Source organism: Bacillus sp. JJ1609 (assembly GCF_036967045.1).
Classification (GTDB): Bacteria; Bacillota; Bacilli; order Bacillales; family Cytobacillaceae; genus Mesobacillus.
In genome coordinates, this window is the sequence record NZ_JBALSS010000008.1 from 1 (window position 1) to 25,958 (window position 25,958).

At 40.1% G+C, this 25,958-nt stretch carries 24 protein-coding genes and 1 other annotated feature; of the genes, 4 read left to right on the forward strand and 20 right to left on the reverse strand.

Going from position 1 to position 25,958, the window contains the following annotated elements; genetic code table 11:
• Window positions 1-303: 303 nt before the first annotated feature.
• Window positions 304-873: a GNAT family N-acetyltransferase gene (locus V7654_RS08805; protein WP_335429979.1), complete on the reverse strand. Its 570-nt coding sequence runs from the start codon at window positions 871-873 to the stop codon at window positions 304-306.
• A 207-nt stretch (window positions 874-1,080) separates the two neighbouring features.
• Between V7654_RS08805 and V7654_RS08810 the strand changes: the two genes are divergently transcribed.
• The gene (locus tag V7654_RS08810) at window positions 1,081-1,266 is read left to right on the forward strand and encodes a hypothetical protein (protein WP_335376768.1); all 186 of its coding nucleotides are present in this window, start codon (window positions 1,081-1,083) and stop codon (window positions 1,264-1,266) included.
• 113 nt (window positions 1,267-1,379) lie between these two features.
• Here V7654_RS08810 and V7654_RS08815 read toward each other — a convergent pair whose 3' ends face one another.
• The 6 genes from V7654_RS08815 to V7654_RS08840 all read right to left on the reverse strand — a co-directional run bounded on the left by V7654_RS08815 (window position 1,380) and on the right by V7654_RS08840 (window position 8,572).
• Window positions 1,380-2,525: a putative glycoside hydrolase gene (locus V7654_RS08815; protein WP_438825279.1), complete on the reverse strand. Its 1,146-nt coding sequence runs from the start codon at window positions 2,523-2,525 to the stop codon at window positions 1,380-1,382.
• A gap of 235 nt (window positions 2,526-2,760) precedes the next feature.
• Entirely contained in the window at window positions 2,761-3,702 is a 942-nt protein-coding gene (locus tag V7654_RS08820; protein ID WP_335429980.1) for an ABC transporter ATP-binding protein, read from the reverse strand.
• A gap of 22 nt (window positions 3,703-3,724) precedes the next feature.
• Entirely contained in the window at window positions 3,725-4,759 is a 1,035-nt protein-coding gene (locus V7654_RS08825; RefSeq protein WP_335429981.1) for an ABC transporter ATP-binding protein, read from the reverse strand.
• Window positions 4,760-4,777: 18 nt separating this feature from the next.
• The gene (opp3C, locus tag V7654_RS08830; RefSeq protein WP_335429982.1) at window positions 4,778-5,806 is read right to left on the reverse strand and encodes an oligopeptide ABC transporter permease; all 1,029 of its coding nucleotides are present in this window, start codon (window positions 5,804-5,806) and stop codon (window positions 4,778-4,780) included.
• Complete coding sequence (gene opp3b / locus V7654_RS08835; protein WP_335429983.1) at window positions 5,806-6,735, reverse strand: oligopeptide ABC transporter permease; 930 nt, start codon at window positions 6,733-6,735, stop codon at window positions 5,806-5,808. Before opp3b ends, opp3C begins: the two co-directional genes overlap by 1 nt.
• Before the next feature lie 139 nt (window positions 6,736-6,874).
• On the reverse strand, window positions 6,875-8,572 hold the full coding sequence (locus V7654_RS08840) for a peptide ABC transporter substrate-binding protein (protein ID WP_335429984.1): 1,698 nt from the start codon (window positions 8,570-8,572) through the stop codon (window positions 6,875-6,877).
• A gap of 274 nt (window positions 8,573-8,846) precedes the next feature.
• Between V7654_RS08840 and V7654_RS08845 the strand changes: the two genes are divergently transcribed.
• The gene (locus tag V7654_RS08845; RefSeq protein ID WP_335429985.1) at window positions 8,847-9,212 is read left to right on the forward strand and encodes a DUF3899 domain-containing protein; all 366 of its coding nucleotides are present in this window, start codon (window positions 8,847-8,849) and stop codon (window positions 9,210-9,212) included.
• Between the two features lie 67 nt (window positions 9,213-9,279).
• Window positions 9,280-9,507, forward strand: a binding site (T-box leader).
• A gap of 59 nt (window positions 9,508-9,566) precedes the next feature.
• Entirely contained in the window at window positions 9,567-10,556 is a 990-nt protein-coding gene (gene trpS / locus V7654_RS08850; RefSeq protein WP_335429986.1) for a tryptophan--tRNA ligase, read from the forward strand.
• 141 nt (window positions 10,557-10,697) lie between these two features.
• Here the strand turns inward: trpS and V7654_RS08855 are convergent, their stop codons facing one another.
• Both V7654_RS08855 and V7654_RS08860 read right to left on the reverse strand, forming a co-directional pair.
• Complete coding sequence (locus V7654_RS08855; protein WP_335429987.1) at window positions 10,698-11,444, reverse strand: YjbA family protein; 747 nt, start codon at window positions 11,442-11,444, stop codon at window positions 10,698-10,700.
• Window positions 11,445-11,524: 80 nt separating this feature from the next.
• On the reverse strand, window positions 11,525-11,737 hold the full coding sequence (locus V7654_RS08860) for a hypothetical protein (protein WP_335429988.1): 213 nt from the start codon (window positions 11,735-11,737) through the stop codon (window positions 11,525-11,527).
• Between the two features lie 278 nt (window positions 11,738-12,015).
• On the opposite strand from V7654_RS08860, the gene V7654_RS08865 reads away from it, so the two are divergent.
• Window positions 12,016-12,987: a nuclease-related domain-containing protein gene (locus V7654_RS08865; protein ID WP_335429989.1), complete on the forward strand. Its 972-nt coding sequence runs from the start codon at window positions 12,016-12,018 to the stop codon at window positions 12,985-12,987.
• A gap of 75 nt (window positions 12,988-13,062) precedes the next feature.
• On the opposite strand, the gene opp4C (V7654_RS08870) is transcribed toward V7654_RS08865, so the two are convergent.
• The 11 genes from opp4C (V7654_RS08870) to V7654_RS08920 form a co-directional block, all read right to left on the reverse strand.
• Complete coding sequence (gene opp4C / locus V7654_RS08870; RefSeq protein ID WP_335429990.1) at window positions 13,063-13,971, reverse strand: oligopeptide ABC transporter permease; 909 nt, start codon at window positions 13,969-13,971, stop codon at window positions 13,063-13,065.
• A gap of 11 nt (window positions 13,972-13,982) precedes the next feature.
• Entirely contained in the window at window positions 13,983-14,948 is a 966-nt protein-coding gene (gene opp4B / locus V7654_RS08875; RefSeq protein ID WP_335429991.1) for an oligopeptide ABC transporter permease, read from the reverse strand.
• Between the two features lie 33 nt (window positions 14,949-14,981).
• Window positions 14,982-16,700 carry an oligopeptide ABC transporter substrate-binding protein gene (opp4A, locus tag V7654_RS08880; protein WP_335429992.1) on the reverse strand — a complete coding sequence of 573 codons (1,719 nt, stop codon included), beginning with the start codon at window positions 16,698-16,700 and terminating at the stop codon, window positions 14,982-14,984.
• A 48-nt stretch (window positions 16,701-16,748) separates the two neighbouring features.
• The gene (locus V7654_RS08885) at window positions 16,749-17,735 is read right to left on the reverse strand and encodes an ABC transporter ATP-binding protein (RefSeq protein ID WP_335429993.1); all 987 of its coding nucleotides are present in this window, start codon (window positions 17,733-17,735) and stop codon (window positions 16,749-16,751) included.
• Window positions 17,735-18,757 (reverse strand): ABC transporter ATP-binding protein, encoded by a 1,023-nt coding sequence (locus V7654_RS08890; protein ID WP_335429994.1) that lies wholly within the window; start codon window positions 18,755-18,757, stop codon window positions 17,735-17,737. The genes V7654_RS08885 and V7654_RS08890 overlap by 1 nt, the downstream gene beginning before the upstream one ends.
• A 181-nt stretch (window positions 18,758-18,938) precedes the next feature.
• Window positions 18,939-19,691 carry a DUF2268 domain-containing protein gene (locus V7654_RS08895; RefSeq protein ID WP_335429995.1) on the reverse strand — a complete coding sequence of 251 codons (753 nt, stop codon included), beginning with the start codon at window positions 19,689-19,691 and terminating at the stop codon, window positions 18,939-18,941.
• 225 nt (window positions 19,692-19,916) lie between these two features.
• A complete protein-coding gene (gene opp4C / locus V7654_RS08900) occupies window positions 19,917-20,756 on the reverse strand; it encodes an oligopeptide ABC transporter permease (RefSeq protein WP_335430223.1) in 840 nt (279 codons plus the stop codon).
• Window positions 20,757-20,843: 87 nt separating this feature from the next.
• Complete coding sequence (locus tag V7654_RS08905; protein WP_335429996.1) at window positions 20,844-21,794, reverse strand: ABC transporter permease; 951 nt, start codon at window positions 21,792-21,794, stop codon at window positions 20,844-20,846.
• Window positions 21,795-22,022: 228 nt separating this feature from the next.
• Window positions 22,023-23,681 carry a peptide-binding protein gene (locus tag V7654_RS08910; RefSeq protein WP_335429997.1) on the reverse strand — a complete coding sequence of 553 codons (1,659 nt, stop codon included), beginning with the start codon at window positions 23,679-23,681 and terminating at the stop codon, window positions 22,023-22,025.
• Window positions 23,682-23,772: 91 nt separating this feature from the next.
• Window positions 23,773-24,774, reverse strand: coding sequence for an ABC transporter ATP-binding protein (locus V7654_RS08915; RefSeq protein WP_335430224.1), 1,002 nt, complete (start codon window positions 24,772-24,774; stop codon window positions 23,773-23,775).
• Window positions 24,775-24,794: 20 nt separating this feature from the next.
• Entirely contained in the window at window positions 24,795-25,775 is a 981-nt protein-coding gene (locus V7654_RS08920) for an ABC transporter ATP-binding protein (protein ID WP_335429998.1), read from the reverse strand.
• Window positions 25,776-25,958 lie beyond the last annotated feature (183 nt).

The following is a 25,958-nucleotide window of genomic DNA, read 5'->3' on the forward strand; positions in this document are numbered from 1 at the left end:
ATATATATATAACGAACTTAAATGAAAAAAGTTTCATTAAATTTATATTTTTTTCATCACCCTTCATATTACCATCTATAAATATATTCGTATTATTGTAGCTGATTTTGTCGGTTACTATTAATTTATTTATATTTACCCTTTCTCCCAGAAGCTAAACATTTTTTTAAAAAAAATAATATTCTCAATTGGTCATACTAAAATGAAAACGCATCCATATATGATACACATGGATGCGTCTATTTTTAAGTCTTTTTTAATTTATGCTCTTTAATTTTTTGGATTTTTCTTTAAGAACTTTTACTAAATATCCAGCAGCAAATCATCGCGCTTTTCTTCAAGTGTCAATACTTCATCGACTGGCTGATATGACTCTCCATAAAACTTTTTATCTTTATATGTGTGAATCATATTGTAGGTCTTTTTCATCGCTTCGTACACTAGCTCTTCATGAGCGTGATTTGGTGCCCAATAAAGAATTTCCATTTCATTGATCTGCTTTGTTGCAAGTGAACGCCTGCGGTATCCAATCGTGCGGGCATGCTCAAATCCTTCACGTTTGTAAAAACGCAATCGTTTTCCGGTATCTGTGTCATCATAATTGACTGGCTCTACCTCAAGAATGATTGGCTTGCCTTTTTCCTTAAGCTTTTCGATCAACTTATGACCTATACCCTGGCCTCTTGTATCCTTAGAAACAAAAAGATAATCAATGAAGACAAAGTCGTCTGTTTCGACATACATCAATACATGCCCAGGACCTTCATCTTTATGGTAAATCTCCGGACGTTCTTTTAAAAGTGTTTCCATATGCTCTTTTGATTTCATTTCTTCAATTGGAAAATATTGATTTAATTTTTCATACCAATGCATGGCTTATCTCCTTTTCGACTTTTTTCATCCTGATAAGCACCCAGCTTTTCTTATATAATCATGATCAAGATAGTACTAATATTTTTTCTTGATAAAGTTCTTTTAATACACCAACAATTCTTTTAAAATAAAGATGAGTAGGGATCATGAATCATATATACCACATTTCATTAAAATGATTTGTGTAAAAAAAGGTGGAGGTTTATCATGGGCGATTACATAATGGACTTAACGATTGTTACTGTGCTTGTAGTGGGAATTACCGCAACAATTGGTGTTATTACCAATGGGATTGGCACAAGATTTTTCGGAGGAAAAAACAGGTCTGAATTTGTCGACCAGTCAGCCCGGATGCAAACAGGCTGGAAAAACGTTGGCGGCGGCAAAAAGTAACTCGTTACCCAGGTTTTATTATACATTATCCACATTACAATAATCTAATGATACGAAAAAGGCCTTATATGAGTGACTCATTTAAGGCCTTTTTTATTTAATTCTTGCTTTAATTAAGGAGTGTAATCGACTTTTGGCGTATATCTGTTACTTGCGTTCCATAATAGATATTCGTTAATTCCCTGATCCTTGAGTGCCCGGATCTGGTCTTCGACTTCTTTCTTTCCGTAAACTAAGTAATTCCCGCTGCCAAGCCATGATGCTGTAAAGTCTTGAAGCCAAGGACGAGAAATTGGCGGTGTTTTTAATTCACCCAATTTTCTTTTTTCAAGCTTTGCATATTCAACTATAAGCCTGTATGGCTCGGTATCAGGCTTGGCAATTCCAAAATACGATGTCCAATGACTTGGATAAATCATTGAAGATATTACATCAACATTTTCTGAGATTTTCGAGAAATTCTGTCCGATTCCAGGAGCTTCAGGCAATGTCGCTGTATAGCCAAAAATATCTACAGATACTTTTACATCATAAGGCTTGAGTTCCTTTCTTGCATATGCGACAAAGTCCGTCACTGCGTTAACACGTTTTTGAACATTGTCCATTTTAACGTCCTTATAGTCTCCCATTGAATATACAAGAGAAGCATCTCTATTTTCAAAGCCTTCAGGGAATCGGACATAATCAAATTGGATTTCTTTAAAGCCCATTTTGGCAGCTTCAATGGCAATTTGGACATTGTAGTCCCAAACCTCTTTTACAAAAGGATTAACAAAGGACTCACCTCTGCCATTTTTCCAAATTCCCTTTCCTTCTTTAAATGACCACTCAGGTTTTTTTTGCGCCAAGGCAGTATCTTTAAATACTACAACTCGAGCAATAGGATAAATTTGTTTTTCTTCAAGCGTTTTTAACATTTTCTGCGGATCTTTGATATAAGGTTTTCCTATGTCTTTAAATGATGATGTTTCTTCTGGTTTGTATGTAAGGTACCCGTGATCGTCTTTTATATCAATTACCATAGCATTTAAATCTGTCTTATCAATAAGATTAGTAAGTTGATTAAACTTTTCTCCGCCAGCTGAATGTCCTGTCACATAAATTCCCCTTACAGCCTCGGGATACGTGAATTCATAACCAGAATCGAATTTAAATCTTGGCATCTGGTCGGGAATTTTTCTAATAAATGATTCATGTTCTCTTATTGGCAGCTTTTCGGTACTATGCGTTTTTTCGGCAGCAAATACTTCACCATTCATTTGTGAAAAAGAGGCAGCCAATAAAGCTGCTGCTGCTATTTTTTTAATCTGCACTTATCATCTCTCCTTTTAAATATGGCACAAATGGTTCTTATAATATATGAATCCAAGATTCTTATCTATGAATCTATTTTACCCACTTTTGACACTTTTACATATCATAGTTTCATATTTCTAAATGTAATATCTTTCCTATGAATAAAAAAAACGATCTCAAATAATGAGATCGTCAAATTTATTTTACGTATTGCTGCTGATATTGTTTTAATTCTTTTTCTGAACAATACACATAATGTCCAGCGGAGACTTCACGCATTTTTACTTCTTCGTTATCAGCATACTGGTGTATGTTTATATCGTATGTCTTCCGGCGACGCGTGCGTTCAGATTCTGGATCTGGAAGCGGAATCGCTGATAGTAACGATTGAGTATAAGGATGCAGTGGATTGTTGTAAAGGTCTTCTGCAGGAGCTAATTCGACTAGCTTTCCGAAATACATAACTCCAATTCTGTCGCTGATGTATTTAACCATTGAAAGGTCATGTGCGATAAACAAGTATGTTAACCCTTTTTCACGTTGCAGTTTCTTCATCAGGTTTACTACTTGTGCCTGGATAGAAACATCTAGAGCGGAAATAGGTTCATCGGCAATAATAAATTCTGGCTGAACGGCAAGTGCACGGGCAATGCCGATTCGCTGCCTTTGTCCGCCTGAAAACTCATGCGGATAACGGTTGGCATGTTCTCTATTTAAGCCGACAGTTTCAAGCAAGCTATATACCATTTCCATTCTTTCTTGTTTACTTTTTGCGAGACCATGAATATCGATGCCCTCTGCAATAACATCAGAAACCTTCATCCTTGGATTCAAAGATGCGTATGGATCCTGGAAAATCATCTGCATGCTTCTGTTAAATTTCTTTAAGTCTTTCTTATTTTTCTTGCCGTGTACGTTTTCACCTTTGAAGATTACTTCTCCATCTGTTGCATCATACAGCCTGATAATTGTTCTGCCAGTTGTAGACTTACCACAACCGGATTCTCCAACCAAGCCAAGTGTCTCTCCTTTATAAATATCAAAAGAGACTCCATCTATTGCCTTTACTTCATTTGCTTGACCCATATTGAAGTATTGCTTCAAATTCTTTATTTCAAGAAGCTTTTCTTTATTTTCCATGAAGCCAGTCCTCCTCTTACAGTTATTTCACGCCCATGAATTTCCGCATTCTGCTCTTCACAGCTGCCGGTGGTTCTACTTTAGGAGCATCTGGATGCAACAGCCAAGTAGCAGCATAATGTGTGTCAGAAACCTTAAACATCGGAGGCTGTTCTTCTAAATCGATTTGCATTGCATATTCATTACGCGGAGCAAATGCATCACCCTTTGGTGGATGCAATAAGTTAGGCGGCGTACCTGGGATTGCATATAGCTCTTCTTCTTTTGCATCCAGGCTTGGCATTGAACTGATCAAACCCCAAGTGTAAGGATGTTGCGGATTGTAGAAAACTTCATCGACTGTGCCGACTTCTACAATTTTCCCACCGTACATAACTGCCACACGGTCAGCTACGTTAGCCACAACGCCAAGGTCGTGCGTGATAAAAATAATCGAAGTATCGATTTTATTCTGTAAATCCTTCATAAGTTCTAGAATTTGAGCTTGGATCGTTACATCAAGTGCTGTTGTAGGCTCATCGGCAATTAAAACCTTTGGATTACAAGCCAAAGCGATTGCAATTACAACCCTTTGTCTCATACCACCAGAGAATTGGTGTGGATATTGGTTAATCCTCAATTCAGGTTTTGGAATACCTACAAGCTTAAGCAATTGCAAAGCACGTTCTTTTGCACCAGATTTGCTCATGTTTTGATGCTTGATAAGCGGCTCCATGATTTGCTTGCCCACTTGCATGGTTGGGTTTAATGATGTCATCGGATCCTGGAAAATCATCGAAATATCTTTCCCACGTATCTTTTGCATTTGTCTGTCAGTAAGCTTAGTCAAGTCCTTGCCGTCAAATAGAATCTGGCCACTTTTTATTTCGGAGTTTCCTGGAGGCAATAATCTCATGATAGCTTTAGTTGTTACTGATTTTCCAGAACCCGACTCACCTACGATTGCCAGGGTCTCTCCCTTTTTTAGTTCAAAATTCACACCGCGAATCGCTTGAACCTCACCCGCAAATGTATGGAAGGAGATATTTAAATCTTTAACTTCTAAAATATTTTCCATAATTATTCACCTACCCTATTAATCGCGCATTTTTGGATCAAGCGCGTCACGTAATCCATCTGCCAGCATATTAAATGTAATCATGATGATACTGATGATAATAGCTGGAATGATCATTTCATGTGGATGTAATCTAAGGACTTTAAAGCCATCATCAATTAATGTACCAAGAGACGCTAGCGGATCTTGTAATCCAAGGCCAATAAAGCTCAAGAAAGCTTCAAAGAAAATGGCATTTGGAATTGTGAACATTGTGTTGATGATAATGACTCCGGCAAGGTTTGGAAGCAAGTGCTTTGAGATGATTTTCCCATCTGATTCTCCTAATGTTCTGGAAGCAAGCACAAATTCCTGTTCCTTTAATTTCAATACCTGAGCACGTACGACACGTGCCATTCCGACCCAGCCTGTAATGGTCAGGGCAACAGTAATGGATATAATACCTGGTTTCAGCACAAGAATCATCAAGATAACGATAATCATGGTCGGTATTCCTACCAAAACTTCAGTAATACGCTGCATGACATTGTCTAGTCGGCCTCCATAAAAGCCTGAAATCGCACCATAGGCAACTCCAATTAGCATATCGATTACCGCTGCTAATAAAGCGATATACAATGAAATTTGCGTTCCCTTCCATACACGTGTGAATAAGTCACGGCCTAGTGCGTCTGTACCAAACCAGTAATATTCTTTTACCTTTTTCATTTCATACATATTGATTTCTTTGCCAGCATTATTGACCTTAACACCGTCAAATGGAAGCCAGCTTATATTTTCAAGACCCTGGATTCGGGGAGGCAAATTGTTATGCCTTACGTTTTGGGTATCATATTCTTTCCCGCTAATCAGTGGACCAATAAATGCCATCGCTACAAGTAACAGCATGACAATCAAACTTGCTAAAGCAGCCTTATTTTTACGGACACGCATCCAAGCATCCTGCCAAAAGGTTAAGCTCGGCTTGTTAATCTCCTCGCTTTTAGACGAATCGATAACCGCCGGTCTAAAACGATCTGGTGAAATTTTCGCTTCAAAATCAGCCATTACTTATTACCTCCAGACAACCTGATGCGTGGATCGATGATTCCATATAAAATATCCACTACAAGGATGATGACTACAAATAATGCAGCAAATAAAATCGTTGTTCCCATAATAACAGGGTAATCATTTACTGTAATCGATTTTACGAATTGCTCCCCGAGTCCCGGGATTGCAAAGATTTTTTCTACAACGAGTGAACCAGTCATCATTGAAATAGCCAAAGGGCCAAGTACTGTTACAAGTGGTATCAAAGCATTCCTCATTGCATGCTTGAATGCAATCTCAAAGAAACTTGCACCTTTTGCTTTAGCAAGCATGATATAATCTGAGCTCATTACTTCAATCATTTCTGTTCTCATAAAACGTGCAGCGATCGCGATTGGGAACATAGACAACGCAATTGTCGGCAGAACTGTATATTCTGGGCCTTTCCAGAATAGTACAGGGAACCATCCCAGTTTTACACCAATGAAGTATTGCAATAAACCGGCAAATACGAAGTTAGGGATAGATTTTCCCAATACAGCCAAAAATGTGGAACTATAGTCCACCCAGCTATTTTGCCTGATTGCCGCAAAAATACCGAGTACTAGTCCTATTAGAGTACCTACCAGCATTGCTTGGAAGCCAAGCTGTGCGGAAGGCCCCAAACGCTTGAACATCAATTCCGTTACTGGTGTATTGTTAAATTGAAACGAAATGCCAAGGTCACCTTTCAGCAAGTTCCCGATATACTTGGCATATTGTACAGGTACCGGCTGATCTAAACCATACTTTGCTTTCATTATTTCCAGCTGTGCCGGCGGCAACTTTGCAGCACTCGCGAATGGCGTTCCTGGTATGATTTTCATTAAGAAAAAGGTCAAGGACGCAATAATGAAAAGGGTTAAAAACATATAAAAAAATCTTTTTAGTAAGTATTTTCCCATATGTGTACACCTCCTATATTATTTCAATTTTCCCTATTATTCGACAAATGCCGTACAGGGAAAAAGAGAGTATATCTAGATATACTCTCTTTCTATCCTCAGAATTATTACACTCTGAAATAAGAAACTGCTATAGTTACTATTCTTCGATTGTTACCCACTGGAATGAGTAGTCAGGACCATAGTTATAGATCGCAAGACCTTTAACATTTGGATTCAATAGGATGTTAGCAGCACGCTGGTAAACTGGAGCTAGACCGAAGTCTTCGCCAAGCATGATTCTTTCAGCTTCTTGCTGTGCTTCCCATTGAGCTTTTTCATCAGTTGCAAGTTTGCCTTGAGCATCCTTGATTAACTGATCGTATTTAGGGTTAGAGTAAGCCATTCTGTTGCTTCCGCCATCAGTGATCCATAGGTCAGTGAATGATAACGCGTTACCATAGTCAGGACCCCAGCCAGCGAATTGAAGATCATAATCCATTGCGTTGTCACGCTCTAGACGTACTGCGAAAGGAACACTTTCAAGCTTGATAGTCAAGCCAGGAAGGTTTGTTTCTAATTGGTTCTTGATGTAAGCATCAGATTTCTTAGCTGCTTCAGTGTCTCCACCAAGGTAGCGAAGTTCTAATTTATCAACGCCTAGTTCCTTAAGTCCAGCTTCCCAAGCTTTCTTAGCTTCATCAGCGTTGAAAGTTACGATGTCGCCGTTCTTTTCACGGAAATCTTCGCCGTTAAGAGATACGAAATCTTTTGGTACGAAATAGTTTGCAGCAACAGATCCGTTGTTCAGGATACTTGCAGCAAGGTCTTCTTTATTGAAGCCTTGAGCGATTGCCTTACGGATGTTTACGTTAGCAAGAGCTTTGTTCTTTTGGTTCATTTTGATCCAGAATACAGTTGGCTCCATCCAGCTAAGCATACGGTCGTCGCCTTCATATTGTGGAACGATATCAGAAGAAAGCAATCCAGTCATGTCTGTTTCGCCAGCTTCGAATGCGTTTACAGCAGAGTTAGAATCTTTAACTACGTTTACAGTGATTTTTTCAAGTTTAACTTGATCAGCGTTGTAATAGTTTTCGTTCTTTTCAAGTACCCACTCAGTAGCGTCAGTACCTTCCCACTTAGTCATCTTGAAAGGACCGTTGTAAAGTAAGTTTTCAGCATTGCTTGCGAAAGCTTCGCCTTTTTCTTCAACAAACTTCTGGTTTTGAGGATAGAATGTTGGGAAAGCGAATAAGTCAGCCCAGTATACTACTGGCTTATCAAGTGTTACTTCTAAAGTCTTGTCATCAAGAGCTTTAACTCCAAGTGTGTTAAGATCGTAAGGTTTCTTAGCAGCACCAAGTGCAGTGATTTCTGCAGCACCCTTGATTTTGCCACCCATCATGTATGGGCCGTATGGAGAAGCAGTCTTAGGATCGATTGCGCGCTGCCAAGCATACACGAAATCTTTAGCTGTTACAGGCTCTCCGTTTGACCATTTAGAGTCACGAAGTTTGAAAGTGTAAACAGTTTTGTCTTCGCTGATTGTTGGTTCGCCATCAGCAAGTGCAGGAACTGGCTTGTGGTCCTGTCCAAGACGGTATAGACCTTCACCTACGTTGTTTATGTATGTGAAGCTAGTAGAACCTTCTGCAAGTACAGTGTCCATTGTTGGGATTTCAGAAGAATCCAACATTCTTAGTTCTTGTGGTAGATCTGATTTTGCAGCTGGTGCTTTGTCGTCGTCTTTTGGCTCAGCATCTTTTCCAGCATCTTTTCCGCCGCTACAAGCAGTCAGGAATAAAGAGAATACTAGAGTCAGAACCAAAAGCAATGAAAATTTTGACTTTTTCAAAGTTATGCCCCCTCTTTTTTTGTTGTTTTCTGAAAACTTTTTACATTCCCTATTATACATAGATTGAAAAAAATGTTCAATATTTTTCCGCGAAAAATTTACAACATTGAAACAATAGTAATAAATTACCTGAAAAATATGTGTTATAATGGTGACTTATAAGCATTTGATCAACATTTTGCATACAAATTCCAATGTAATATTTGCGTTTTTTTAGATGAATCTTCCGGAAAATCACTTTTATAAAATAACAATTTAAGGGAGAATTAGTAAAATGAGTAAAGGTGTTGGGAAAATTTTATTAGGTTTTTTAGGCTCTCAAGTATTTGTTGTGGTTCTCTCATTTCTCTACTACAAAAATATTTCATTGCTCAACTATATAAATATTTCTTTTTATATTACATGTGTTCTGCTTTTTACCTCTTTGCTAGTTTTTACAGTAAATTCTGGATTCTTTGATGCAATATCCTTTTCATTCAGGACTGTGTTTGCCGGCAAGGAGAACGGAGAGAGGATCAAATCGATTCATGAAATGACACCCTTATCTGAAATGGTGAAGATCAATACTAATCCAATTCTGATCGTGGGGCTATTAGACTTTGTTTTAATGCTTGGGGCGCTTTCTATTTACTACCTGTAAAAAATTTCTTGGTGTCCCTTGCATCTTATTTCGTAATTGATTATAATTCTTGTTAATAAAATTGTATTTAAAGGCAATGACAAAGAATAGTACATTTGTTCAAGGTTTTCAGAGAGTTTGTGGTTGGTGCGAACAAACAGCCTGGCATTTGGAATGGACTTTCGAGCCCCTGCTTCGAACCAAAGTAGATTCAGGCGTATACCCTGCGTTAAAGGGAACCATGCTTTATCTGGCATGGGCTGAGTGACTCATTATTGAGTAATTAGGGTGGCAACACGGACCATTCGTCCCTACTTTATGTAGGGATGAATGGTCTTTTTTTATATACTTTTTTAAGTAACAGGAGGAATTTACATGCAAACCATTTTTTCCGGCATCCAGCCAAGCGGTACCATTACTCTTGGCAATTACATCGGTGCTATGAAGCAATTCACTGAATTGCAGGATGAGTACAACTGCTATTTCTGTATTGTTGACCAGCATGCGATTACTGTGCCGCAAGAGAAGCTTCAGCTTCGCAAAAATATCAAAAGCCTGGCTGCGTTATATATTGCCTCAGGCATCGACCCTGAAAAAGTTACACTTTTCATACAGTCAGAGGTTCCGGCGCATGCCCAGGCCGGTTGGATGATGCAATGTGTCGCTTATATCGGAGAGCTTGAAAGAATGACACAATTCAAAGACAAATCGACTGGAAAAGAAGCTGTTTCAGCTGGTTTATTAACATACCCTCCTTTAATGGCAGCGGATATCCTGCTTTATGGTACGGATCTTGTACCTGTGGGTGAGGATCAGAAACAGCACCTTGAATTAACAAGGGATTTGGCTGAGCGCTTCAACAAAAAATACAATGACATTTTTACAATCCCAGAAGTAAGGATTGCGAAGGTTGGAGCAAGGGTTATGTCATTGCAGGACCCATTGAAAAAAATGAGCAAATCAGATCCTAATAACAAAGCCTTCATCTCCATGCTGGATGATCCAAAACAGATCGAAAAGAAAATTAAAAGCGCAGTAACTGATTCTGAAGGAATCGTAAAATACGACAAAGAGAATAAACCAGGAATTTCAAATCTCCTTTCTATTTATTCAATCCTATCAGGAATGTCTGTTGCTGATATTGAAAAACAATATGAAGGAAAAGGTTACGGAGATTTTAAAGGCGATCTGGCAAAAGTTGTAGTCGATGTGATTGAGCCTATTCAGAAAAAGTACTATGAGCTGATCGACTCTCCTGAGTTGGATGAAATCCTCGACCGAGGTGCTGAAAAAGCAAACCGTGTTGCAAGCAAAATGCTTGGCAAAATGGAAAATGCAATGGGCCTTGGACGGAAAAGAAGATAATGTGACTAAATCGGGAGCTGACTTAGGTTGGCTTCTTTTTTATTTTGGCTAAAGAAGTTTTTTGATTTCTATTTTTTGTACTTGGTGGATTCATTAGCTGCATGATCTCCATTAAAAAAGGAGCTGATGATGATCAGCTCCTTAATTTACCTTTGGACCATGTTCCATTTCCCAAAGTTTTTCAAAAAACGCCTGGCCCTTTATTATGTTTTCGCAGAATTTTTCATGCTTTCCGGACCAGCCATATTTCGTTTCCTCAAATAGCTGCTCCCACACTTCCTCGAACGAACGCTGCTGGATTTCTTCATATAGCTCTGGTTTCCATTCAGTAAACCAGTAGCGCACTTCAGCCACGTTTTTAGATGAATTCAATTGATCCATAGCCATGAAAAGCAATTGTTTCAATTGCCTTTCTTTTCTTGTCAGCCCCTTCATGAGATCTGGAGAGGGAGACAAAATATGAAAGTCCTTCAAGGCGCTTTGATCATTGAACCCGTAATGGATTGTATCCTGATTCTCAATCATTTCATATACTAGCTGTTCCTGCCTTGGAATCAAACGGCTTTTACGGATAGGGATATTGTAGCCAATTGTATCTACCGCGAGGATACCTGTTCCATCAGAAACGACAAAACAGTAATCGAGCTGGGTGCGTTCATGATTTTTCCTCAAGTACGCCTTTCGGTATATGTCGTCCAGAAGCTGTTGAGGTAACTCTGATAAATCATTCTCAATATAATTAAATAGCAGATGGTCAATTTTCAGAAGAGGCACCTGGTCAAGAAGCTCAACCCCATCATCTTTACGCCATTCATGAAAATGGCAGACATTATAGCCGTTTTCTTCCCCTTCGAACCAATTTACCCAGACATCATGAAGATACAACATGATTATAACCCCTCACTTCAAGAAACTGTTTGTCCATCAGTATGGGCAGCACTAAGTAAAATTATTCCTTATTAGGAAGATCAATTTTCATCATTATGATGGGGCCAATATATACTCAACCAGATGATGGCTATCCCAACAGGCAGCAGATAGCACTCCACCCTCTTTGATATGTAGGACAGATACTCATCAAATCCATGTCCCGCTGTGATCATATTCAAATAGGCAATCGTGCTGATCCCACCAGACACCGCTATACCAAAACCAATGGTTAACAGGATTAGTCTATACATCATTACTAATGCCTATCTCATTATTATTGTTGTACATAGCCTTCACCCTTGCCTGTCCATTTTTACATTTATATGATTGGGGGCGGGTTGACAGTACTGTGGATCTTTAATTAATGGCCTGCTTAGAGCAATTCCGGAATATATTTTGGATTTCCGGAAAATAAGACTCATGGACTATCGAATTAAAAAAGGAAATTTTTCAACAATCCAGCCGTTAAAAAGGAATTCATCAGCAAACATAGAATTGTAGTGGTATATCGTACTAAGGAGTGAAGGAATTGTTCTATAAAGAAAGGAAAATACCACTTAAGTTTAGAGCAGAAGAGGCAATTATAAGACGGCTTGATAGTACACATCCAAAATTCTCGGCTATTCAGGAAAACCATAGGAAAATGTCTGCAGGTATTCGTGGCGAAAAGGAATTAGATTATCAATTAGGCTTTCTTCCTAATGAAAAATACATAATTTTAAATGATCTTAGACTCCAGCAAAATGGTCACTTTTTTCAAATTGATACCCTTCTCCTATCCCCAAAAGTTTCCTTCATTATTGATTCCAAAAACATTTTGGGAACTGTTTTGTTCGACTTTAACTTGGAACAATGTTTACGTATTTTTAATGACAAAGAGGTAGGAATACGCGATCCTATTACTCAGGTTCGTAAACACAAGCGACTTTTATCCCGATGGCTGATCGATAACAAGTTGGGTTCAATTCCTATAGAATACTTAGTTGTCATTGCACACTCCACAACAGTGATTAAAACACATGGAAACAGCACAGATAAAAATAGAAGATTACTACATTCTGATCAGCTTTATGAAAGGTTAATTGAGTTTGAGAAACGATATTCCAATGAAAACCTAACATTAAAAGAAATCAAAAAAATTGGCAAACAACTCCTAAAATCCCATACTTCCCTCCTTCCTAAAATCCTCTCAGTATATTCCATTGACCCTATTGACATAAAGCCAGGAGTTCAATGCCCTTCTTGTTTTGCAATACCAATGAATAGGCAGCATGGAAAATGGTTTTGCAAGAATTGCGGCTGCAAATCCAAGGATGCCCATATTTCAGCTTTAACAGATTATTCCCTTATATTTAGACAGACAATTACACTTTCACAGTTCCGAAATTTTCTTCTTATTCCTGAGTCTAAGGTTAAAATGGCATCTGATTTGTTAGTTTCCCTCAACCTCCCCCACCAGGGCACAAAAAAAGGAGAGTCTACGACCTCTCCCCTCTTATGAAAATATGAAGCTTAACTTATTAATCCGCATCCAATAATACCAAAATAAAAAATCTACCTTTGTATGGTAGATTTTTTAACGGCGTGATCTTGGATTCAACGCATCTTTCAATCCTTCACCAATGAAGTTGATGGAGAGGATTGTCAAAGTAATGGCAAGAGCCGGCGGGATCCAGATCCACGGTTTTCCTTGTAATACGTCTGGTTCATTTGCGAAGGAAAGCATATTTCCCCAGCTTGGTATTTCAGCAGGTACACCGAAACCAAGGTAACTTAATGCTGATTCCGATACAATCATTCCTGCAAAAAGGATTGTTGCCTGTACGATAATTGTTGAAAGGACGTTTGGCAATAGATGCTTGACGATAACCTTGAAAGGAGAGCAGCCAATTGAGATGGCAGCGAGAATATATTCATTCTCTTTCTCAGCTAAGATTTTGCTTCGCACAATCCTCGCAACTCCGCCCCAGCTTAGCAAGCTGATTACCATGATCAGTACAACAAGTCCGTTTAACTTACCATAGAAAATTGTTCCTAAAACGATAACGAATACTAGGAACGGGAAGTTAAGGACGAAGTCGGTAAATCTCATTAACATACTGTCAACAATACCGCCGAAGTACCCGGCGATCGAACCGATAACTGTTCCAAACATGATAACGAAAAAAGTACAGCTGATTCCGACTAGCAATGAAACCCTGCCACCATAAAGCAGTCTTGTAAATACATCGCGACCACTTTTGTCAGTCCCAAGCCAATGCTCTGCAGATGGCTTCAATGACATGGAGCCGATGTTAATTTTTGTGATATCTGTTGTTGTGATATATGGAGCCAGAAAGGAGACAATAGCAACCGTAATCAAAAAGAACAAGCTTGTCATTGCCAATTTATTTGAAACGAATTTTTTGCGAGCGATGGCCCATGGAGACAAGCCTTTTTCCGGCTTCAGGTTAATTTGTGTATTTTTTGCTGTTGAAATTTCCATAGCCATCCTCCTTAATCAAGCCTGATCCTTGGATCAACGATTCCATAAAGTATATCAGCAACTAAATTTCCAAAAAGAGTCAAGAATGAGAACATCATTGTTAAAGTCATCAGTACTGGATAATCTCTCTGTGATACTGAGTTAAGGAACAATTGTCCAATTCCTGGATACGTGAAAATTGTCTCTGTGATGATTGCTCCACCAACCAATGCCACGATATCGAATCCTAGGAAAGTAATAAGCGGTATAATCGAGTTTCGCAAAATATGCTGATTGTAAATCTTACTTTCAGGTGTTCCTTTTGCTCTAGCTGTTCTTACATAATCTTTGCGGCTGTTTTCTATAATGTCATTACGCAAAAATTGCGTATAGCTTGCAGTACCCAATAATCCTAATACAATCGCAGGCAAGAATACGTGATGAATCCTGCTGAACCAGTAAGCAGCTGTTCCTTCAGTAACCGATATATCAACCGATCCGTTTGATGGGAACCAGCCTAATGTGAATGAGAAGAAATAAATAGCGAACACACCTGCGACGAACGCCGGGAGTGCCAATCCTATATAGTTTGCGGAACTAATGGCATTATCGCCCAGTGTATAAGGCTTTCTGCCGGAATAGATACCCATCGCAAATGCAAGCATATAGGTTATGACGATACTTGTAAATCCTAGAAAAATAGTATTAGGCAAACGTTCACCAATGATTTCACTTGCAGGAATCTTATAACGCGTAGACTTTCCAAATTCACCCTGCATGAAATTCGTAATCCATGTTAAATATTGCTCGTGGATAGGGTCATTATATCCGAGCTTCTCGCGCATCTCTTCTATGTATGCCGGATCCGTATTGTTCGGATCAATTTCTCCACTGAGTGAATCCCCTGGCATAAGTTTCGCCAGGGAAAACACTACGATAGAGATAAGGAAAAGCATAGGGATCATGCCGAGGATGCGTCGTAAACTGTACTTAAGCATATGCATTCTCCTTAACTGAATAAGTGGTTCTTATTATTGCTTAATCCACCATTCGTGAGATGAATTCGAACCAGATACATCATATTTAACACCTTGTACACGCTTAGAAACTGCAATTACTTCTTCAAGTTCAGCGATTGGAAGTGCAGGCACTTCTTCGTTGAAGATTTTCTGCCAGTCAGTGTACAATTGCTTACGCTTTTCAGTGTCAGTACCAACTACATCGATATCTACAGCGTCTTGAAGAAGCTTTTCTGCATCTTCATTTACCCAACGAGGGTAGTTCCATACAGACTCAACGCCCCAAAGTGGTAGTGGATCTGGGTCAGCGCCAGTTCCCCAGCCGCCATAGAATACTTCTAGAGCCGGATCATCTTTTTCGATTTGATCATAGTAAAGGTTAACGTCAGTCATTTGAAGCTCAGATTTTAAGCCAACTTCTTCCCAGTATTGAGTCAAAGCTTTTGCTCGTGCTTCGAAAGTTGGGTTACCTGTAGCATAGTGAGAGAACTTAACAACGAATTTTTCGCCTTTTGGATCTTCACGGAAGCCGTCTCCGTCTTTATCAACGTAACCAGCTTTGTCTAAAAGTTCTTTTGCTTTTGCTGGGTCATAAGAATATTGGATAGGCATATCTTTGTTATCAGCAGCAATCCAGTGTGCACTTGGGATTGGGCGATCTAGTGGCTTTCCAAGTCCGCTGAAGAATGCTTTTACCCACTCTTCACGGTTGATAGCATAAAGCATAGCTTGACGAAGGTCTTTGCTAGCGTACTTATCAATATTCATTACGTTTTTCTTGCCATCGTATTTACCTAATTTGAAACCAACATAGTAGTAAGATAAGCCAGGGAATCTTACAACATCAACGTTATCTAAAGCTTCGATTTCAGGTAGTACTGTTGGGTGGAATGGAGTCATGTCAAGCGTTCCATTCTTAAGTTCACCAGTAGTTAAAGAGCTGTCGATAACTTTAACGATGATTTTCTCTAAGTGAGGCTTGCCTCTCCAGTAGTCTTCGTTTCTTGTAAGCTCTACTGATTCACCAGGGACAACTTTAGTTACTTTGAATGGACCAGTTCCTACAGGCTTAGTACGAACCTGCTCAGAAGCAGCCATGTCTTTAGGAGCGATTCCTTCAAATTCTTTTCTTGAAAGCGGGTAAGACCAAACGTTTTCAAGGTTGTTAACGCGTGCTTTGTCAAAAGTGATCTTCAAAGTGTAGTCATCTACTACTTCAAGACCAGAGATCTTGTCAGCTTTCTTCTCATTGAATTCTTTAACACCTACTATAGTGTTAACGTTAGACCAGCGCTGGTGCTCTCCACCAAGTGTAGCGATTGTTTCGATTGCGAATACCCAGTCATTAACTGTTAGTTCTTCGCCATTGTGCCATTTAACGCCTTTTTCAAATGTGAATGTGAAAGTTTTGTTATCTTCAGTAGTCCAGCTAGCGATGCCTGGTTCTGCTTTCAGATTTTCATCATAGTCGATTAGTGCATCGTCGAAGAATGCGATGATGTCATCGTCTCCGTCAGCATCATAGAAGTTCCAGTTTAATAGACCCTTGAATTCTGAATCCAAAGCATAAACTAGTGTACCGCCATCTTGTGGCTGGCCTTCTGCAGTAGTTCCTTTGTCATCGTCTTTTGGTTCAGTAGTTGTCTTTTCTTTGTCTCCACCGCTGCACGCAGCTAGGAATGTTGATAAAACCAGTACAAGCATGGCAAGCCATAGCAAAGGTTTCTTCATGGTTTTCCCCCCGATTTTTTGTTTTTTATTTTTTAAAAAATTATTGCCCTAGTAAAGGTGGCAAGCAACCTGATGTCCTGGCTTCACCTCCTTTAAAGCTGGCTTTACTTGAGAACACTCTGCCATTGCTGCTGGGCAGCGCGGATGAAATGGGCATCCAGTAGGAGGGTTCATTGGACTTGGAACATCTCCTTCAAGAACGATCCTTTCCTTTTTCCGGCGCGGATCCGGCATTGGAATGGCTGAGATCAAAGCCTGGGTATATGGGTGGAGCGGTTCAGCATACATGCTGTTGCGATCAGCAATTTCAACCATATTGCCGAGGTACATTACACCGATCCGGTCACTCATATGCTTAACGACACTTAGGTCATGAGCGATGAATAAAAAGGTTAAATCAAATTCCTTTTGAAGCTTCTTCAATAGATTAAGAACCTGCGACTGTACTGATACGTCCAGTGCGGATACCGGCTCATCAGCTATGATCAGCTTTGGCCTCAGGGCAAGTGCACGGGCGATGCCGATCCTTTGCCTTTGGCCTCCAGAAAATTCATGAGCATATTTATAATAGGCATCCTCCGGAAGTCCAACCTTTGTCAGTAAATCCATTACTTCATCTTTTAAATCCTTCGTGCTAACATTTTTAAAGTTCTTGATTGGTTCAGCGACGATATCGCCGACCATTTGCATTGGATTCAATGAAGCGTATGGATCCTGGAACACCATTTGGATATCCTGGCGGATGGATTGCAGCGACTTTCCTCTTAATTTCGTGATGTCCTTGCCATCAAACAAGATTTCACCATCTGTTGCGTTCAACAGGCGGATGATTGTTCTGCCGGTTGTTGATTTGCCGCAGCCTGATTCACCTACAAGTCCTAATGTTTCACCTTTTTTTATTTCGAATGAAACATCATCTACGGCTTTTACATTCCCAATTGTGCGTTTGAAGAAGCCGCCTTTTACAGGATAGTAGGTTTTCAGATTCTTGATTTCCAGCAAAGTCTCTTTATCTACTAAAGTCGTATTGCTCATTATGCCTTAACTCCTTCTCTTGGCATACTTGCTTCATATAGAATGCACGCCACGTCATGTCCCGTTTCGACCTCTCCGAGCAGCGGTGTAATGCTTGTACATTCCTGCATTGCTTTCGGACAGCGGTTCGCGAATCTGCAACCGGTTGCCGGCATGTTTTTAAGTGATGGGACAATCCCCTTGATTGAGCTTAATTCTTCTTTATCTTCATCCATTTTAGGGATGGCACCCATCATCAACTCGGTATAAGGATGCTTAGGGTTATAGAAAAGTGTTTCAACATCTGCACGCTCAACGATTCTGCCAGCATACATAACAATTACTTCATCGCACATCTCAGCTACGACACCAAGGTCATGAGTGATAAGGATGACTGACATATCATTAACTTCCTGGATGCTCTTTAGCAAGTCAAGAATCTGGGCTTGTACCGTTACGTCCAACGCTGTGGTAGGCTCGTCCGCAATCAGGAGCTTTGGCTGGTTGGCGATTGCCATTGCGATCATTACCCTCTGCCTCATACCGCCTGATAGCTGGTGCGGATATTCATCCACGATTTTCTCGGGGCGTGAAATCCCAACGCTCTTCAAAAGGGCGATGCTCTTTTGCCTTGCCTCAGCTTTCGTAATTTTTGTGTGATTGAAAAGGACCTCTTGAAGCTGGAAACCAATCGTGAATACCGGATTCATGGATGTCATCGGTTCTTGAAAAATCATTGAGATATCCTTGCCGCGGATTTTGTTCATTTCCTTTTCGGACATCTGTTCTAAATGAGTTCCTTCAAAAAGGATTTCACCAGATCTGATTTTACCGACACCTACAGGCAGCAGCTGCATAACCGAAAGACTCATTACAGATTTTCCGCATCCAGATTCGCCAACAATCCCGACAATCTGCCGTGGTTTGACATTAAAAGAAACCTTATCAACAGCATTGTAGTATTGACCGTCAATCGAAAAGGCTGTTTCCAGGTTTTTCACCTCTAGTAAAGGTGTTTCTTTATGTATTGAATAATTGCTCATTTGGGACACCTTCTCACATTTTTAAATAATAAAATATTCTGCAAATTCAATATATTTTAATAAAATGTTATTACAGATTTATTACAATTGCAATACTTTTTTTTCAATTGGGAAATTTATTATTATTCAAAAATAATAAAAAACCCCGGTTTAATGGGGTTTTTAACGATTCTAAAAAATGTTAAAAACTTAGCAACTTTGTAAATTTATCGGAAGGAATTTTGAATGAAGCTTTTTCAGTAAAGTTTTTACGATGCTTGTATTGTTTTACGATTTCATACCCCATTGCATATCCTAAAAGCCTTGGCCTGCTTCCCATTCCAAATAAAATCTGGTCGTGCAGTTTGTCTTTTCTTGTAATAAATAGTTTTTCTGAAAGATCTTTTTTCCAAAATTCCGCTAGTTCTTCTGTCGAATATCGCCGACTCCAATCTCCGGTATATTCTTCGCCGCAATTTTCTGCAACCGCATGCTCTGCGAGGCCCTCGAGAATGATTGAGTCAAGCAGAGTGTACTCAGATGGATCCTTTATCAAACCGTTCATCCGGCATACATGGTGGTATTCATGGACAAATAAAGCTTCGATTTCCTTTGGGTCTTCAATGGGGGTTAAAAATAAAAACAGCTTATCTTTAAAGGAGACGCCAGATTTCCCCTTCCCTTCCTTCATTAATCTTCCGTTTGAAGCGTCCATCGGAAAAATAAATATCGGTATATCTGGTCCTTTCCATTTACTTTTATACTTCAAGAAGATTTTCTCTATGTTCTCCCATATCTTTCGTGACTTCATCTCTTCGTAAGTTTTCCTGCTCTTTTGATTCGGCTTGTACATACCAAAATCCAGTAAATAGCGGTAAATTCTTTGCGGGTTCACTTCACCTGGAAAATGATCCGTTAAACGTTCACATATCTTTTTTGGATTGTCAAAGTTCATTTCAAGCCATTGATCCGTCCTGATTATCCCATTTCTTACCCTCCAATGACTTTTTATAGTAAGTTTATGAAATATGCTCGCAAACGTTCAAAAATTCTTACCCAAAAAATTTCCCAACCTGCTTCTGCTTTTAATGACATTAGCTCTGTTAACATTAACTGTTGATTTCCGCTCGAGGCACTCGCTTTCCGCAGCAATAAGAAAAAGCCAGGGGACTCCTGGCTTCTACTCATTAATTTTTGGGTCAAGTGCGTCCCTGAGTCCATCTCCAACAAAGTTGAAACAAATAACAGTCAAAAGTATCATCAGCCCTGGACCAAGTGGATACCACCAAGACTTTAATAGAATGGTAAAATTCTGCGCATCCTGCAGCATATTGCCCCAGCTCGCGTGTGGAGGCTGTATTCCTAAACCTAAATAGCTGAGTCCAGATTCAGCCAGAATGACATATCCGACAGCAAGGGTAGCTGAAACAATGATTGGTCCCATCGCATTCGGAAGAATATGGGAGAATATTATCGTATGAGTTTTCGTCCCGATGGTTTTTGAAGCAAGGACGAATTCTCTTGACCTAAGTGAGAGAAATTCACCCCTTACAAGCCGGGCAGTTGTTGTCCAGCCAAGCAGGGCGAAAATCAGGATCAATTTATCGACGCCTGGCTTGAAAATGGTTACTAGAGTGATCAACAGAAAAATCGATGGAATGGATAGGATTACATCAACAAATCTCATGATCATCGCGTCAACAATTCCACCCACGTAGCCGGCAACTGCACCAAGGAAGGTTCCTATTGTAATCGAACCGAGCACAGAGGCAAAACCGACGAGCAAGGAAACTCTTGCTCCATATAACAGCCTTGAGAAAGTATCCCTTCCGAAACGATCTGTCCCAAGCCAATGCTCACTGCTTGGCGGTTGTAATTTTTCAAGCAGGTTTTGTTTGGAAGGTGAATATGGGGCAATGGCCGGAGCCAGAATGGCTGCTGTGATAATGATAATCAGAAACACCGCACCCATAACAGCGAGTTTATTTTTGAAAAACTTTCTGGTGATAATCCCGAGCATAGTGTCCCGTTGGTTCTTGATACCATGCAATTCAAGATTTCCAGAGGTATTTCCAGCTAAGTTTCTTTGTGCCATGTGTACCTCCCCTTAGTACTCAATCCTAGGATCAAAAATTGCGTATAAAATATCAGCGACCAGATTGCCTATTACAACAAAAACAGCCGAGATCACCGTTAGACCCATAATGACTGGATAGTCCCGCTGAAATGCTGAATCAACGAACAACAATCCGATGCCAGGCCAAGTGAAGATTTTTTCCACAATTACTGCTCCGCCGATGAAAGATGGAATCATCAGCCCAAAGATTGTGATGACTGGTATAAGTCCATTGCGCAGGCCATGTTTATAGATAACCTTTTTTTCCTTAAAACCCTTTGCTCTGGCTGTCCTGATATAATCCTGATTGATTACCTCAAGCATGCTTGAACGTGTATACCGTGTCAGTCCTGCCATATCAGCGGCTGCAAGAACAAATGCCGGCATTATCAAATGATGGAGCCGATCCCAGAGACTAAAAGGAGCATTCAAGGTCGCTACCCCTCCCGTCGGAAACCAATTCATCTGGACGGCAAAGACCATGATTAAAATCAAGCCAAGGAAGAAGTTTGGCGTCGCTACTCCCAGGAAGGACGTCACCGTAACTGTATAATCAAGCTTTGAATATGGCCTAGTTGCAGAAATGACACCGAACGGAATGGAGATCAACAATGCCAGGATGGTAGATACGACCATCAATAAAATGGTATTTGGCATTCTGTTCATAATCATTTCTATTACCGGGACGCCTTTGCGGATAAGGGATGTCCCAAAGTCGCCCTGCAGCATAGCCCCTAGCCACTTAAAATACTGAATATGGATAGGATCATTCAGTCCGTACCTCTCCATGAATTTAGCCTTGTCTGCCGGGCTGATCGTCGGGTCCATCAACAAGCTGGAAGGATCACCTGGCGCCAATTTCATGATGGCAAAGGAGACAATCGTTATCCCTAACAGCAATGGAATGGCCATCAATATTCGGCGAATGATATAAGATAGCATGGAAATTCTCCTTTTTTATCAGGCTATTTTCTTTCATATTATTAGGCTTCATTTTCTTTAAAAGGCCCTCTGCAAGAACTCTTTTAAAGTTGATAAATTATCTGGAAATTGCGCAAAGCGCCTAATTAGTAATGTATGTTAATGACTGGAGATAGTCTTATTTTCAATAAGGAAGAAAGGGAAGATCATTCCTTCCCTTTCTAAACAAAGGTTGTGTGCCGCTTTACCTTATTTTTTTAGCCACCATTTGTAAATCTCATAAAAATCGTCTCTCGCATTAAATACATAGCCTTCGAGATTCGCAGGCATTACACGGTGCACGTTTGGATAGTACAGGAATGAATATGGCTGGTCTTCTGCGATAATCTTGTAGATATCTGCATATGCCTTCTTATATTCTTCTTGATCCATGATTTGTTTAGCTTCTTCCATCAGCTTATCTGCCTCAGGATTAGAGTACCAGACAAAGTTCAGGCCTTCTGCCTGCTGGCTTGTATGGAAAATATCGTACTGGTCAGGGAAAGTAGATAAAGCCCATCCAAGCACAAGAGCGTCATAGTTCCAGTTAGGTGCTGAAATCTGCTCAATGAATGCGCTCCATTCAACGATTTCAGGTTTCGCTTCAATTCCTACCTCTTTAAGCTGTTCCTGAAGAACAACAACGATGTCTTCACGGACTTTATTGCCCTGGTTTGTTTTAACAGTGAAGGAGAATTTCTTACCATCTTTATCAAGGATTCCGTCTCCGTCAGTGTCTTTCCAGCCTGCTTCTGCCAGTAATGACTTAGCTTTTTCAATATCATATTCAAATTTTGGGACGTCATCATTATAGGCCCATGAAAGCGGACTTTCCGGAACGTGTGCAACTTGGCCATCACCGTTCATTACAGACGAAACAATTGCTTCCCTATCAATTGCGTGAGTGATTGCCTGACGGACTTTCTTGTCTTTAAACAATTCATTCTTCTCGTTATATCCAAGATATGTGTAGGAAAGCCCTAATCCAGACTCTACTTTCACACCTGGGAATGATTTTACCGTCTCGATATCTGTTCCAGGGACACCAGCAGCAAATTGGATATCGCCAGCTTGAATCTGTGCGATCATTGCATCCATGTCAGGAACGATTTTGTATGTTAATGTGTCAAGGTTTGGACGACCCTTAAAATAATCATCGAAGGCTTCAACCTTTACATACTCACCATCTTTCCATTCAACAAACTTGAATGGGCCTGTTCCGATCGGGCTCTTTGTATTGAATTCATGCTCGCCTAATTTAGCAACCGGTACATCCTTTAGGATATGTTCAGGCAGGATGTAATAGCTTAATGAAACTGGATAAAATGAAGCATCCTTCTTGCTAAGCTTGAACTCTACAGTGTAATCATCAATTTTCGTTACCTTATCCAATGCTTCAAATGCTGATCCGCGTTCCCCATTATAATCAGGGTTTTTTGGGATACTGAACGTGAACACTACATCGTCAGCAGTGAATTCTTCACCATCATGCCATTTAATGCCCTTCTTCAATTTTGCAGTATAAGTAAGTCCGTCATCTGATGCCTGGATATCTTCCGCCATGCTCAGCGTCGGGTTAAATTCAGTATCAGAAGATACTAAGCTGTCGTAGATAAATCCTTCAATGTCCGAGCTTGATGTATCAGTTGAGTATAATGGGTTAAAAAGTGTAGGAGCACCAGTTGAACCAATGATTAAATCCCCGCCCTTTTGCGGACCTTCAGCTACCTCTTCATCTTTGGTTCCATCCTTGCCATCGTTACCCTGCGAATCATCGGCTGGCTTGTCGCCATTATTGCAGGCTGTCAGAAATATAGAGAGAATCAGGGTCAAGCATATTAACCACCACGACGCTTTTCTTAATTTCACATTATTTCCCCCTTAAATAAAATTGATTTTTGTATTTTTGATGAACAGAACGGTGCACGTATCTCCTCCTTTCAAGTCATGCTGCCGTTTGTTATTCATATAGGTGGCAGGCAACAAAATGATTTGCTTTGACTTCATGGAAGTCAGGATTCATTTGCTTGCAAAGGTCAAATGCGGCAGGACACCTTGTATGGAAGACACACCCTTTGGGTGGATTTGCCGGGCTTGGAAGCTCACCTTTTAGAAGGATCCGTTCCCGCTTTTGTGCTCCTTTTTTCTTTGGTACAGGTACAGCAGATAGGAGTGCCTGCGTATAAGGATGCAGCGGCTCAGCATATAGCTCTTTTTTTGTTGCCAGTTCCATCATTTTTCCAAGATACATAACTCCGACTCTGTCGCTTATATGTCTCACTACACTCAAATCGTGCGAGATAAAAATGTAGGTTAATCCAAATTCCTCCTGAAGGTCTTCCATTAGGTTGATAATCTGGGCTTGTATCGAAACATCCAGTGCGGATACTGCTTCATCAGCTATGATCATATCGGGATTCAGTGCAAGCGCCCTTGCAATTCCAATTCTTTGGCGCTGTCCTCCTGAGAATTCATGTGGATAACGGTTAATAAACGAAGCATTCAGACCAACCTTCTCTAATAGTGCCTCTACCTTTTCATCTCGTTCCTTGCTTTTGAATTGATGATGAGTATCCAGCGGTTCTCGAATGATTGATCTCAATGTTTTTCTAGGATTGAGGGAGGCAAAGGGATCCTGAAAGATCATCTGGATATTTTTGCGGACATCTTTACGCAGCTCCGATTCAGAGAGAGTAGAGATATCCTTCCCTTTAAAAAAGATTTTGCCTTCGGTAGGTTCATAGAGTCTGATAATTGTCCTTCCAACAGTAGATTTTCCACATCCTGATTCGCCAACTATGCCTAGGGTTTCACCCTTGTTCACCCTCAAATTTATTCCATCAACTGCCTTAATATGACCAACAGTCTTTTGCAGCAGTCCGGATTTAATTGGAAAGTGCTTCTTGACATTAATCAATTCAAGTAAAGTTTCAGAGGTTTTTAGTTGCGGTGTAACTATCATAGGCTCATTTGTGGTGACCATCAGTTCACCTCCTTGGCATCATGTAGAAAGCATCTAACTGAGCGATTTCCATTTTTAATCTCAAGCTGCGGCATTTCAGCATAACATCGATTAAAGGCATGGGGGCATCTTGGTGCAAAACGGCATCCTGGCGGGAGTTTTTCTGGTGACGGAACATTGCCCTCAATTGAGATCAGCCTGGCATGATCTTCATCTATTGAGGGAATCGAGCCCATCAGGCCAACTGTATACGGATGAAGAGGTTCTTCAAATAACTCTTCGACCAGTGCTTCCTCTACCACTTGCCCTGCATACAGAACGATCACTCGATCCGCTACCTCTGACACCACACCCAAATCATGGGTAATAATCAGGATCGAGGTATCAAATTTTTTACTGAGGTCCTTCATTAGTTCCAAAATTTGAGCCTGGATGGTAACATCCAATGCAGTTGTTGGCTCGTCCGCAATCAGGAGCTTTGGGTTGCAGCTCATTGCCATTGCAATCATTACTCGCTGCCGCATGCCGCCTGATAAACGATGTGGGTAGTCATTCACAATCTCATTCGCGCGGGAGAAACCGACCATTTCTAGCATCTCGATTGCCTTTTTCTTCGCCATGGACTTATTCATATTTTGGTGGTAAGTCAGTACTTCTGTAATCTGCTCGCCAATGGTAAGGACTGGATTAAGGGAGGTCATGGGCTCCTGGAATATCATTGAGATATCATTCCCGCGGATTTTGCACATTTCATCCTCACTCAACTTAGTAAGATCTTTACCTTCAAAATTGATCTGCCCGTCCACGATTTCCCCGGGCGGGTTTGGAATCAGGCGCATGATCGATAGTGAGGTAATGCTCTTTCCCGAGCCAGACTCTCCTACCAAAGCTACCGTTTCACCTTTATTTATGACTAAATCAACTCCGTCGACTGCAGGAATGACTGTTTTATTTCTTTTAAAATAGGTTTTTAGATTCTTTAGTTCCAATAACGCTGCCACTTTTCTTGTCCACCGCCCTATCTCACTTAAATTGATATAAATTAGTGATTTAAACAAAGTTAAAGATTCTAATAATTATTAATTATTAAATAATGTTACGTTTTATTACTCTTTCATTACTTTTTTGATAGGAAATTTATAAATAGCGGCACTTGTGCTCTAGATTTTATAGGCTTTTAGGTA

Bases quoted from the DNA above. Each gene is read 5' to 3' on its own strand.
- V7654_RS08805 (WP_335429979.1), bottom strand. From the start codon at position 873: ATGCATTGGTATGAAAAATTAAATCAATATTTTCCAATTGAAGAAATG.
- V7654_RS08810 (WP_335376768.1), top strand. From the start codon at position 1,081: ATGGGCGATTACATAATGGACTTAACGATTGTTACTGTGCTTGTAGTG.
- V7654_RS08815 (WP_438825279.1), bottom strand. From the start codon at position 2,525: ATGAATGGTGAAGTATTTGCTGCCGAAAAAACGCATAGTACCGAAAAG.
- V7654_RS08820 (WP_335429980.1), bottom strand. From the start codon at position 3,702: ATGGAAAATAAAGAAAAGCTTCTTGAAATAAAGAATTTGAAGCAATAC.
- V7654_RS08825 (WP_335429981.1), bottom strand. From the start codon at position 4,759: ATGGAAAATATTTTAGAAGTTAAAGATTTAAATATCTCCTTCCATACA.
- opp3C (WP_335429982.1), bottom strand. From the start codon at position 5,806: ATGGCTGATTTTGAAGCGAAAATTTCACCAGATCGTTTTAGACCGGCG.
- opp3b (WP_335429983.1), bottom strand. From the start codon at position 6,735: ATGGGAAAATACTTACTAAAAAGATTTTTTTATATGTTTTTAACCCTT.
- V7654_RS08845 (WP_335429985.1), top strand. From the start codon at position 8,847: ATGAGTAAAGGTGTTGGGAAAATTTTATTAGGTTTTTTAGGCTCTCAA.
- trpS (WP_335429986.1), top strand. From the start codon at position 9,567: ATGCAAACCATTTTTTCCGGCATCCAGCCAAGCGGTACCATTACTCTT.
- V7654_RS08855 (WP_335429987.1), bottom strand. From the start codon at position 11,444: ATGTTGTATCTTCATGATGTCTGGGTAAATTGGTTCGAAGGGGAAGAA.
- V7654_RS08860 (WP_335429988.1), bottom strand. From the start codon at position 11,737: ATGTATAGACTAATCCTGTTAACCATTGGTTTTGGTATAGCGGTGTCT.
- opp4C (WP_335429990.1), bottom strand. From the start codon at position 13,971: ATGGAAATTTCAACAGCAAAAAATACACAAATTAACCTGAAGCCGGAA.
- opp4B (WP_335429991.1), bottom strand. From the start codon at position 14,948: ATGCTTAAGTACAGTTTACGACGCATCCTCGGCATGATCCCTATGCTT.
- opp4A (WP_335429992.1), bottom strand. From the start codon at position 16,700: ATGAAGAAACCTTTGCTATGGCTTGCCATGCTTGTACTGGTTTTATCA.
- V7654_RS08885 (WP_335429993.1), bottom strand. From the start codon at position 17,735: ATGAGCAATACGACTTTAGTAGATAAAGAGACTTTGCTGGAAATCAAG.
- V7654_RS08890 (WP_335429994.1), bottom strand. From the start codon at position 18,757: ATGAGCAATTATTCAATACATAAAGAAACACCTTTACTAGAGGTGAAA.
- V7654_RS08895 (WP_335429995.1), bottom strand. From the start codon at position 19,691: ATGAACTTTGACAATCCAAAAAAGATATGTGAACGTTTAACGGATCAT.
- opp4C (WP_335430223.1), bottom strand. From the start codon at position 20,756: ATGCTCGGGATTATCACCAGAAAGTTTTTCAAAAATAAACTCGCTGTT.
- V7654_RS08905 (WP_335429996.1), bottom strand. From the start codon at position 21,794: ATGCTATCTTATATCATTCGCCGAATATTGATGGCCATTCCATTGCTG.
- V7654_RS08915 (WP_335430224.1), bottom strand. From the start codon at position 24,774: ATGATAGTTACACCGCAACTAAAAACCTCTGAAACTTTACTTGAATTG.